An 8390-nucleotide genomic window follows, 5' to 3' on the forward strand; every position below is an offset into this window, starting at 1 on the left:
GGGGAGCGGGCGATCGGGGGCGGGTCCGCGGTGCGGCGACGTGCGGGCTGTGGGACGCCGCACCAGGCACGGGGCGGGAGGAGGTCAGGCTCCGGGGAGGACGCCGGTGCGGGCCACCTCGGAGTACCAGCGGGCGCTGGCCTTCGGGATGCGCCTGCCGGTCGGGTAGTCGACGTAGACGGCGCCGAACCGCTTGCTGTAGCCGTAGCCCCACTCGAAGTTGTCCAGCAGGGACCACAGGAAGTAGCCCCGCACGTCCGTGCCGTCCTGGATGGCCCGGTGGACGGCGGCGAGGTGGTCGCGGACGTAGGCGATGCGGGCCGGGTCCTTCACCTCGCCGTTGGGGTCGGCGTAGTCGTCGAAGGCGGCGCCGTTCTCCGTGATCACCAGCGGCAGGCCGGGGAAGTCGGCGTCGAGGCGGCGCAGCAGGTCGTACATGCCGGTGGCGTCGACCGCCCAGCCCATGGCGGTGGTCTCGCCGGGCGGCTGGTGGAAGGCGACCTCGTCGGCCGCGGGCCACGGGCTGTGGGAGCTGCGGCCGTGTCCGTCGGAGTTGTGGGTGCCGCTGCCGTCCGCCTTGGAGACGAGGGTGGGCGTGTAGTAGTTGACGCCGAGGAAGTCCAGCGGCTGGTGGATCTCCGTCAGGTCGCCGTCGCGCACGAAGGACCAGTCGGTGAGGCCGGCGGTGTCCTTGAGGAGGTCCTCGGGGTAGGCGCCGCCCAGCATGGGGCCGGTGAACACGCGGTTGGCCAGCGCGTCGATGCGGCGGGCCGAGTCGACGTCCTCGGCCGCGTCGGTGAGCGGGCGCACGTGGTGGATGTTGAGCGTGACCGAGACCTGGGCGTCGGCGGGGATCCGGCTGCGCAGCGCCTGCACGGCGAGACCGTGGCCGAGGTTGAGGTGGTGCGCGGCGCGCAGGGCGTCGACCGGGTCGGTGCGGCCCGGGGCGTGCACGCCGGAGCCGTAGCCGAGGAAGGCGCTGCACCAGGGCTCGTTGAGGGTGGTCCACGTCGCGACCCGGTCGCCGAGGGCGTCGGCGGCGATGGCCGCGTACTCGGCGAACCGCTCGGCGGTGGCGCGCTCGGGCCAGCCGCCGGCGTCCTCGAGCTCCTGCGGCAGGTCCCAGTGGTAGAGGGTCGCGACCGGCTTGATGCCCTTCTCCAGCAGCTCGTCGACGAGGCGGCGGTAGAAGTCGAGGCCCTTTTGGACGGCGGGGCCCCGGCCGGTGGGCTGGACGCGCGGCCAGGCGAGGGAGAAGCGGTACGCGCCGATGCCGAGGTCGGCCATCATCGCGACGTCCTCGCGCCAGCGGTGGTAGTGGTCGGTCGCGATGTCTCCGGTGTCGCCGTTGCGGACCTTGCCCGGGGTGCGGGCGTAGGTGTCCCAGATGGACGGCGTGCGGCCGTCCTCGGCGGCCGCGCCCTCGATCTGGTAGGAGGCGGTCGCGGAGCCCCAGAGGAAGCCCTCCGGGAAGGTGAGTGCGGCGCCGGCGGTGGAGTCCTGTGCAGCGGTGGCCATGTGTGTCCTTGTCGGGTTTCGACGGTGCGGGGAGGAGTGGCGGTACGGGTGACGGTCGCCCGTCAGCCCTTGACGGCGCCCGCCATGACGCCGCTGACGATCTGGCGGCCGAAGACGATGAACATCGCCAGCAGGGGCAGGGTGCCCAGCAGCGCGCCCGCCATGATCAGGGACTGGTCGCGGATGTAGCCGGCGCTGAGCTGGGTGAGCGCGACGGGGACGGTCGGGTTGGTCATGTCGAGTGCGACGAAGGGCCAGAAGAAGTCGTTCCAGGCGTGCACGAACGTGATCATGAAGAGGACCGCCATCGCGGGCCGCGCGATGGGGAGCACGATGCTCCAGAAGATCCGCAGCGAGTGCGCGCCGTCGACGCGGCCGGCCTCGACGAGCTCGTCGGGCAGGGCCTCCGAGAGGTACTGGCGCATGAAGAAGACGCCGACCGCGCTCACCAGGGTGGGGAAGATGACGGCGGGCAGTCGCTGCGACCAGCCCAGCTCGGCCATCATCATGAAGAGGGGCACCACGCCGAGCTGCGGCGGCACCATCATGGTGCCGATGACCAGCATCAGCAGGATGTTGCGCCCCTTGAAGCGCAGCTTGGCGAAGGCGAACCCGGCCAGCGTCGCGAACATCACCGTGGACATGGCGATGACTCCGGCGACGATCAGGCTGTTGACCATCGCCTGGCCCATCGCCGCCTCGTCCCAGGCGCGGGCCAGGTTGCTGAAGAGGTTCGGGCCGGGCAGGAACGGCGGCGGCGTCTCGCTGACGCGGGTGTTGTCGGTCGAGGCCGCCACCATCGTCCAGTACAGCGGGAAGATCGACAGGAGCGCCGTGATCCCGAGGAGGACGTAGGCGAGCGGGCCCGCGTGGTGCTGGCGGCCGGCGCGTCCGCGCACCGTCAGGCGGCCCGGGCGGCCGGCGGAGGGCTTCACCCTGGCGGTGGTCCCGGCCGGTGCGTCCGCCGCGACCGGGAGGCTTTCTGTGGTCATGGGGAGTCTCCTGGTCAGGACGTACGGGAGCGCAGGCGCTTGAACAGGGCCTGGGCCGCGAAGGCGATGAGGAGCAGCAGGAACATCGCCCAGGCGACGGTCGCCGAGCGGCCCATCTGGTAGTTCTTCCAGCCCTCCTCGTACAGCAGCAGGCCCAGGGTCTGGTACTGGTTGTCCACGCCGCCGGAGATGCCGTTGGGGCCCTGGCCGAAGATCAGCGGCTCACCGAAGAGCTGGGTCGCGCCGATGGTCGACAGCACGATGGTGAAGACCACGGTGGAGCGGATGCCGGGGACGGTGACGTTGGTGAACTGCTTCCAGCGGGAGGCCCCGTCGATGGCGGCGGCCTCGTAGCGCTCGGCCGGGATGGCCTGCATCGCGGCGAGGTAGAGCAGCGCGTTGTATCCGGTCCAGCGCCAGATGACGATGGTGGAGATCGCGAACTGCGCGGGCCACTTGTCGCCCTCCCAGTTCACCGGGTCGACGCCAAACAGGCCGAGGCCCCAGTTGATCATGCCGAAGTCGCGCTCGAAGATCATGGTGAACACGAGCGCCGCGGCGCCGACCGAGGTGGCGTACGGCACCAGCGAGGCGACGCGGAAGAACAGCGAGCCGCGCATCTTGTAGTTGAGCAGGTGGGCGAGGCCGAGCGCCATCAGCAGCTGGGGCACGGTGGAGATCACGCCGATGGTGATGGTGTTGCCCAGCGCGTTCCAGAACCGCGAATCGCCCCAGAGTTCGACGTAGTTGTCGAACGCCACCCATTCCATCAGGTCCAGAGTGGCCAGCTCCACCCGGTGCAGGGAGATCCAGGAGGTGTACACGAGCGGGTAGAAGCTGAACGCGGCGAACACGATGAAGAACGGCGCGACGAACACGTAGGGCGCGCCCTTGATGTCCAGCCGGTGCAGCAGCGCACCGCGCCGGCGCCGGCCGTCGTCGTCGGCGCCGCGCTTCGGGGCAGGGCCTTCGCGTCCCTCGCCGATCTGTGCGTTGGTGGTGGAGGTGGCCACCGGACTTCCTTCCTGAGAGCAGATGTACGAGCCGGGCCCCCGGGCCCGCCGGCGTGTGCCACCGGCGGGCCCGGGCGGCCGCAAGGAGCGACGGTCAGCCGACCGCCTTCTCGATACGCTCCGAGGTGGTCTGCCACGCCTTGTCGCGCGGAGTGCCTTCCTCGACCAGGGTCAGCCCCTGGGAGAAGGTGTCCTTGATGGTGCCGTCCTTGCGGCCGAGGACCTGCTCGTCCGGGATCTCCTGGGCGGCCTGGCCGAAGATCTGGCCGATCGGGGCGTTGCTGAAGTACTCCGAGGTGCTGTTCTTGACGTCCGGGTTCTCCAGCGCCACCTGGGAGGAGGGCACGCTGCCCTGCTTCTTGAAGATGTGGGCCTGCTGCTCCGGCGCGGTGAGCCAGGCGACGAGCTTCTTGGCCTCCTCCTTCACCGGGCTCTTCTCGACCACGCCGAGGAAGGAACCGCCCCAGTTGGCACCCTTGGGAGCCTTGGCGACGTCCCACTTGCCCTTGTTCTTGTCACCGGCCTTCTCGCCGATGTGGCCGAGCATCCAGGCCGGACACACGGTCGTGGCGAAGGTGCCGTTGGACAGACCGGGGTCCCAACCGGGCTGGAACTGGCGCAGCTTGGCGGACAGGCCGGCCTCGGCCGCGTCGGCCGCGAGGTTCCACGCCTCCGTGACGACCGGGTTGTCCTTGTAGATCAGCTCGCCCTGGGCGTTGTAGAACTGCTCGGAGTGGCCGTAGATCATGGCGTTGAACAGGCCGCTGGAGGCGTCCATGTAGGCGACCTTGTCGCCCTTGAAGTTCTTCTTGAAGGTCTTGCCGACCTCCACGAACTTGTTCCAGTCGCCCTCCCACAGCTTGGCGACCTCTTCGCGGTCGGTGGGCAGGCCGGCGGCCTCGAAGTGGTCCTTGCGGTAGCAGACGGCCATCGGGCCGATGTCGGTGCCCAGGCCGAGGACCTTGCCGTCCTTGGTGGTGATCTGCGACTGCTTCCAGGGCAGGAAGTGGTCGGTGTCCGCCATGCCCTTGAAGTCGGCGAAGTTGTCGGCCTGGGTGTCGACGACCTCCTTGGCGCGGCCGATCTCGATGCCCTGGATGTCCTTCAGGCCCTTGCCGGCGGCGAGCTTGGTCTGCAGCGCGGTGTAGTAGGTCTGCTCGTCACCGGCCACCTCGGCCTGGATGTCGACGTCGGGGTTCTCCTTCTCGTACTGCTCGAGGAGCCCGGTCTCCTTGAAGCCCATCACCCCGTACATGCCCATGGTGATGACGGTCTTGCCGTCCTTCTTGCCGCCGCCCGTGACGGAGTCGTCGCCGCCGCCGCAGCCGGCGAGGAGCGAGATCGCGCTGACCGCCGCGACGAGCGCGACCGCTCTCGTACGCGACGACCGGTTGACAGTGGTCATGTTTCTGCCTCCAAGCGACGGCGCTGACGCACCGGAGTTACGAGTTGTTCATGACTGCGGCAAAGCGGACGGTCCGGGAGGAACACGTCGGATCGCCGGGTGGGAACGTTCCCAACACGCGGTGGGAACGTTCCCACCGGCGGTTGGAACACTCGTACTAAGAAACGCTCATGTCAATAACGTGAAAGCAACTTGTTGCCGAAAGCCGGTCCGCGGTTCACTCGGCGGGCCGCGTCGGGGGGTCCGCCCGGTGGATCGAGGGCGCCTCGGCGTCTGCCACAATTGCGCCGATCATGTACGCGGCCACGCCGCGCTCGCCGAGGGAGAAGTGCATGTCGGAGCGCCGTCCGCCCACGATCAAGACCGTCGCCGCCCGGGCCGGAGTGGGGCGCACGACGGTGTCCCGCGTCCTCAACGGCTCGGAACTCGTCAGCGCGGAGGCGCGCGCCAGGGTCCTGGAGGCGATCAAGGAGCTCAACTACGTTCCGAACTCGGTCGCTCGCGGACTGGTGACCAACCGCACCGAGGCGGTGGCGCTGGTGATCCCCGAGTCGGAGAGCCGGCTCGGTTCCGAACCCTTCTTCGCCGCGCTGATCCGAGGGGTCAGCGGGGTGCTCACAGAGACCGGCACGCAGCTCCAACTGGTCCTGGTCCGTGACGAGTCGGAGCGGGACCAGTTGACGTCCTCGATCGCGACGCGCCGGGTCGACGGGGTGCTGCTGGTGTCGGTCCGGGTGCAGGAGCGGCTGGCCGCCATGCTCGAGGAGATGGGGCTGCCCACGGTGCTGGCGGGCCGGCGCGGTGAGGACGAGAGGCTCAGCTACGTCACGTCCGACAACCTCGGCGGGGCCACCGAGGCGGTCGCGCACCTGCTGCGGCGGGGGCGTGTCCGCGTCGCGACGATCACCGGTTCCCTGGACATGGACGTCGGGCACTCCCGGCTCGCCGGCTGGCGTCGCGCCCACGAGCAGGCGGGGCGCACGGCCGACGAATCCCTGGTCGAGGCGGGGGACTTCTCGGAGGAGGGCGGCCGCCGGGCGATGCGTTCGCTTCTTGAACGCGCGCCCACCCTGGACGCCGTCTTCGCCGCGTCCGACCTCATGGCGGTCGGTGCGCTGGCCGAGCTGCGCCGCCAGGGGCGGCGGGTCCCGGACGACGTCGCCGTGGTCGGATTCGAGGACTCCGTTCTCGCCCGGCACACCAACCCGCCGCTGTCCACGGTGCGTCAGCCGGTGGAGGAGGTCGGCCGGGCGATGGCCCGGATCCTGCTCGCCGAGATCGGGGAGGCCGACGCGCAGCGGCAGCGGCTGACCCTGCCGACCGAGCTGGTGGTGCGGGAGTCCTCCTGAGGGCGCGGCCTCGCGGAGACTCCCGCGGAGTGCCACCGCCGGCGGGCGCCCGCGGGGGGTCGGCGGCGGCCTCCCGCAAGCGGCTCAGTGGTGGGGGCCGTGCCGGCCGAGGGTCTCCACGGGGGTCGCGCCGGGGCGGGTCCACTGCGGCACCGGGCGGCTGGTCGGCCCCCAGGTCGCGTGCCCCTGCGCGTCCGTGCGCCAGTACCAGCACGGCTCACGCCCCTCGGGCCGGTCCTCCGGCTTGTCCTCCCACGCCTCGCCGCGGCCGTAGGGCGTCATGTCCAGCAGGCCCATGGAGCCGTTGGCGCGCTCGGTGCCCCGGCCCGTCGTCGAGTAGGTCAGGAACGCGCGGTCGCCGTCGCGGAGGTAGGAGGCGAGGTAACCCATCCTGCCGCCGACCGGCTCCTCGGCGTCGCGCACCGAGTACCAGGGCTGCGTGTAGCCCATGAACCGGACGTAGGCGGCCACCTCCGCCCACCGGCCGGTGGTGACCAGGGCGAACGAGACGCCGCGGGCGTTGAGGTAGACGGCGTCCCTGAGGTGCCAGGCCGTGGTCGTGCAGCCCTCGCACTGCCCCTGGGGCGGCGCGTCGTCGTACCACATGTGCTTGTACACCACGAGTTCCTCACGGCCCTGGAAGAGGTCCAGGAACGGGACGGGGCCGTCGGGTCCGACGACCTCGGCCGTGCCGTCGAACTCCACCATCGGCAGCCTGCGGCGGGCCGCGGCGATGGCGTCGCCCTCGTGGGTGTGGGCCTTCTCGCGCCGCAGCAGTTCGTCGCGGGCCTCCTGCCAGGCCGCGAGGCCGACGACGGGCGGACGGCCGGGGAGCGCGGCGGACGGGTCATCGGGCGTGGGCGTCATGATGTCCTCCTGGTGTCCGGCCCGAAGGGGCGTTGCCGTCCGGCCCGAAGGCGCGTCGGTGTCCGGTCCGGGGGCGTCCGGCGACGCACGCCGTGGTCACCGGTACGACCGGCGGCGCGGCCGGAACTCGTCGTCCGCCCGGGTACCCGCACCGCGCCCGAACCGACGCCCTCCCCCACGTACAGCATCCGCTGTACGCTGGACACATGTCGAAGTCCGTGACCATCCGCGTCCCCGACGAGGTGCACGCCAGGCTCCAGGAGCGGGCGTCCCGGGAGGGCAGCACCGTCACCGCCATCCTGACCGAGGCCGCCCTGCGCGATCCCCGGCTCTCCGACCCGGCGTCGCTGGCCCGCGCCGCGGTGTGGGTGCGGCAGCACGCCGAGGAGTTCGCCGAGGCGTTCCCCGACGAGGAACCGGCCGTCACCCCGCGCGGCGCCGGGGCCGACGCCGCCTGATGGAGCTTCTGATCGACCTGGCGTGGCTGCTGGAGCGCCAGGCGCTGCTGATGCCGCGCGAGCTGGACGTGGCCGACTATTCGGCGCTCGCCGCCGCCGTGCAGCGTCACCGGGTCAACACGCCGCGGATCGGCTACGAGCCCGACAACGCCTGGCGCGCCGCGGCCCTGCTCGTGACGATCGCGCGTGAGGAGCCGCTGCCGGCGCGCAATTCCTTCTTCGCCGCCCTCACCGCGGTGGAGTACATGGCACAGGCGGGTGAGGCGGTGGACGCGCCGCCCGGGGCGCTGCCGGAACTGGTGGCCCAGGTGCGGACGTACAAGACCGATGTGTACGGCGCGGCGGAGCGGCTGCGCACCTGGCGCGGGTAGCCGGACGGGCCGTCCCGCGCGGCGTGGCCCCGTGCGCCGGACAGCACCCTCCCCGGGACCGGAACACGGGTACTACCGGCGGCCCCCCTCGCGGAACCTGCGAAGCCGGGGCGAGCGAATCGCGGGCAGTCCGGCCAGGGTGTCCGCGAAGGCGCGGCGGTGGGGCATGAGCCGGTGTCCGGGCCGCGGCGGCAGGGTGTAGTCGTCCCGCAGGACACCCTCCGGGAGCAGTCCGGTGGCGGGCACCGGCGAGGTCTCGCCGGGGTGGACGAGGTAGGCCCAGACCCCGCTGTCCAGCGGCACCACGGCGCCGTCGTCGCCCGGCGGACCCCAGGGCGCGCCCGTCAGCGGGTGGCGGGGGACGAGGAGGACGTCGGGGCGGGACGGCGACGAGGGGATCCCCGGCCCGGCCAGTCC

Annotated in this window: 8 protein-coding genes and 1 pseudogene; 3 read left to right on the forward strand and 6 right to left on the reverse strand. The window is 71.4% G+C overall.

The genetic code is table 11. From position 1 onward, the window contains the following. Nucleotides 1-84: 84 nt before the first annotated feature. The 4 genes from HW445_RS11410 to HW445_RS11425 all read right to left on the reverse strand — a co-directional run bounded on the left by HW445_RS11410 (nt 85) and on the right by HW445_RS11425 (nt 4928). The gene (locus HW445_RS11410) at nt 85-1518 is read right to left on the reverse strand and encodes a GH1 family beta-glucosidase (RefSeq protein WP_180220912.1); all 1434 of its coding nucleotides are present in this window, start codon (nt 1516-1518) and stop codon (nt 85-87) included. Between the two features lie 62 nt (nt 1519-1580). After that, nucleotides 1581-2510 carry a carbohydrate ABC transporter permease gene (locus HW445_RS11415; protein WP_180220913.1) on the reverse strand — a complete coding sequence of 310 codons (930 nt, stop codon included), beginning with the start codon at nt 2508-2510 and terminating at the stop codon, nt 1581-1583. A 14-nt stretch (nt 2511-2524) separates the two neighbouring features. Beyond that, nucleotides 2525-3523 (reverse strand): carbohydrate ABC transporter permease, encoded by a 999-nt coding sequence (locus HW445_RS11420; RefSeq protein ID WP_180220914.1) that lies wholly within the window; start codon nt 3521-3523, stop codon nt 2525-2527. Between the two features lie 94 nt (nt 3524-3617). Next, nucleotides 3618-4928, reverse strand: coding sequence for an ABC transporter substrate-binding protein (locus tag HW445_RS11425; RefSeq protein ID WP_180220915.1), 1311 nt, complete (start codon nt 4926-4928; stop codon nt 3618-3620). Nucleotides 4929-5260: 332 nt separating this feature from the next. Between HW445_RS11425 and HW445_RS11430 the strand changes: the two genes are divergently transcribed. After that, a complete protein-coding gene (locus HW445_RS11430) occupies nt 5261-6277 on the forward strand; it encodes a LacI family DNA-binding transcriptional regulator (protein WP_180220916.1) in 1017 nt (338 codons plus the stop codon). A gap of 84 nt (nt 6278-6361) precedes the next feature. On the opposite strand, the gene HW445_RS11435 is transcribed toward HW445_RS11430, so the two are convergent. Further along, on the reverse strand, nt 6362-7144 hold the full coding sequence (locus tag HW445_RS11435; protein WP_180220917.1) for a DUF899 family protein: 783 nt from the start codon (nt 7142-7144) through the stop codon (nt 6362-6364). Nucleotides 7145-7350: 206 nt separating this feature from the next. Here HW445_RS11435 and HW445_RS11440 point away from each other — a divergent pair, with 206 nt between their 5' ends. Both HW445_RS11440 and HW445_RS11445 read left to right on the forward strand, forming a co-directional pair. After that, entirely contained in the window at nt 7351-7602 is a 252-nt protein-coding gene (locus tag HW445_RS11440; RefSeq protein WP_180220918.1) for a hypothetical protein, read from the forward strand. Then, entirely contained in the window at nt 7602-7973 is a 372-nt protein-coding gene (locus HW445_RS11445) for a toxin Doc (RefSeq protein ID WP_180220919.1), read from the forward strand. The genes HW445_RS11440 and HW445_RS11445 overlap by 1 nt, the downstream gene beginning before the upstream one ends. Before the next feature lie 72 nt (nt 7974-8045). Here the strand turns inward: HW445_RS11445 and HW445_RS11450 are convergent. Next, nucleotides 8046-8390: pseudogene (locus HW445_RS11450) on the reverse strand (hypothetical protein); the annotation flags it as partial.

The sequence above is a fragment of the Streptomyces sp. UH6 genome (assembly GCF_013421635.1).
In the GTDB taxonomy this organism is placed as follows: Bacteria; Actinomycetota; Actinomycetes; order Streptomycetales; family Streptomycetaceae; genus Streptomyces; species Streptomyces abyssomicinicus.

What these genes read in the sequence shown, in the direction of transcription:
- HW445_RS11410 (WP_180220912.1), bottom strand. Translation starts at nt 1,518, where the DNA reads ATGGCCACCGCTGCACAGGACTCCACCGCCGGCGCCGCACTCACCTTC.
- HW445_RS11415 (WP_180220913.1), bottom strand. Translation starts at nt 2,510, where the DNA reads ATGACCACAGAAAGCCTCCCGGTCGCGGCGGACGCACCGGCCGGGACC.
- HW445_RS11425 (WP_180220915.1), bottom strand. Translation starts at nt 4,928, where the DNA reads ATGACCACTGTCAACCGGTCGTCGCGTACGAGAGCGGTCGCGCTCGTC.
- HW445_RS11430 (WP_180220916.1), top strand. Translation starts at nt 5,261, where the DNA reads ATGTCGGAGCGCCGTCCGCCCACGATCAAGACCGTCGCCGCCCGGGCC.
- HW445_RS11435 (WP_180220917.1), bottom strand. Translation starts at nt 7,144, where the DNA reads ATGACGCCCACGCCCGATGACCCGTCCGCCGCGCTCCCCGGCCGTCCG.
- HW445_RS11440 (WP_180220918.1), top strand. Translation starts at nt 7,351, where the DNA reads ATGTCGAAGTCCGTGACCATCCGCGTCCCCGACGAGGTGCACGCCAGG.
- HW445_RS11445 (WP_180220919.1), top strand. Translation starts at nt 7,602, where the DNA reads ATGGAGCTTCTGATCGACCTGGCGTGGCTGCTGGAGCGCCAGGCGCTG.